A 1,679-nucleotide genomic window follows, 5' to 3' on the forward strand; every position below is an offset into this window, starting at 1 on the left:
TCGTGGTCCCGCGCCAGATCCAGGATCAGCGCCTCGTCCAGCGGCTTGGCGAACCGCGCATCCGCCACCGTCACCGCCACGCCCTGCTCGGACAGCGTGTCCGCCGCCTTCGAGGCCTCGGCCAGCCGCGTGCCCAGGCTGAGGATCGCCACCCGCGCCTCCGCGTCCCGGCGCACCACCCGGCCCTTGCCGATCGCCAGCACCGCGCCCCGCTCCGGCAGCTCGACCCCCACGCCCTCGCCGCGCGGGTAGCGCAGGGCGATCGGCCCCGAATCATGCGCGTGGGCGGTGGCCACCATGTGCACCAGCTCGGCCTCGTCGGAGGCCGCCATCACGGTCATGTTCGGCAGGCAGCACAGATACGCCAGGTCGAACGCGCCGGCATGCGTCGCCCCGTCCGCGCCCACCAGACCCGCCCGGTCCAGGCAGAACCGCACCGGCAGGTTCTGCAGCGCCACGTCGTGCACCACCTGGTCGTAGGCCCGCTGCAGGAACGTCGAGTAGATCGCCACGAACGGCCGGTAGCCCTCGGTGGCCAGCCCGCCCGCGAACGTCACCGCGTGCTGCTCGGCGATGCCCACGTCGAAGGTCTTGTCCGGATGCGCCTTGCCGAACAGGTCGATGCCGGTGCCGCCCGGCATGGCGGCGGTGATCGCCACCACCTTGTCGTCGGCATCCGCCGCCTTGATCAGGCTCTCGCCGAACACCCGCGTGTAGGCCGGCGCGTTCGGCTTGGCCTTGGCCTGGACGCCCGAGATCACGTCGAACTTGACCACGCCGTGGTAGCGGTCGGCGCTCGCCTCGGCCGGCGCGTAGCCCTTGCCCTTCTGGGTGACGACGTGCAGCAGGATCGGGCCGTGCTCGGCGTCGCGGACGTTCTTGAGCACCGGCAGCAGGTGGTCGAGATTGTGCCCGTCCACCGGGCCGACATAGTGGAAGCCCATCTCCTCGAACATGGTGCCGCCGCCGACCACGAGCGAGCGGGCGTATTCCTCGGCCGCCGCGGCGCGCTGGTAGAGCGCCTTCGGCAGCAGCTTGCCGAGCTGCTTGGCGGTCTCGCGCAGGGACTGGTAGGCGCCCCCCGAGGCCAGCCGCGCGAGATAGGCCGACATGGCGCCCACCGGCGGGGCGATCGACATGTCGTTGTCGTTGAGGATGACGATCAGGCGCGAGTGCAGGGCGCCGGCATTGTTGAGCGCCTCGTAGGCCATGCCGGCCGACATCGAGCCGTCGCCGATCACCGCGATGGCGTTGCGGCGCTTCTGCGGGCGGCCCTTCACCTTGGCGGTGGCGTTGTCGAGGTCGCGCGCGACCGCCATGCCCAGCGCCGCCGAGATCGAGGTCGAGGAATGGGCGGCGCCGAACGGGTCGTAGACGCTCTCGCTGCGCTTGGTGAAGCCCGACAGCCCCCCGCCCTGGCGCAGGGTCCGGATGCGGTCGCGGCGCTCGGTCAGGATCTTGTGCGGGTAGCACTGGTGGCCGACGTCCCAGACGATGCGGTCGTCGGGGGTGTCGAACACGTGGTGCAGCGCCACCGTCAGCTCGACCACGCCGAGCCCCGAGCCCAGATGGCCGCCGGTGATCGACACCGCGTCGATCATCTCGGCGCGCACCGCCTCCGCAACAGCCGGAAGATCCGATTCCGGAAGACGCCGCAGCGCCGCAGGATTCGGGACACG

Annotated in this window: 1 protein-coding gene; it reads right to left on the minus strand. The window is 71.4% G+C overall.

Going from position 1 to position 1,679, the window contains the following annotated elements; translation table 11 throughout:
• The coding region (gene dxs, locus GGQ91_RS27915) for a 1-deoxy-D-xylulose-5-phosphate synthase (RefSeq protein WP_182593313.1) at positions 1 to 1,658 on the minus strand (1,658 nt) is incomplete at its 3' end.
• Positions 1,659 to 1,679: the final 21 nt, after the last annotated feature.

The organism is Methylobacterium fujisawaense (genome assembly GCF_014138435.1).
GTDB classification, from domain to species: Bacteria; Pseudomonadota; Alphaproteobacteria; order Rhizobiales; family Beijerinckiaceae; genus Methylobacterium; species Methylobacterium fujisawaense.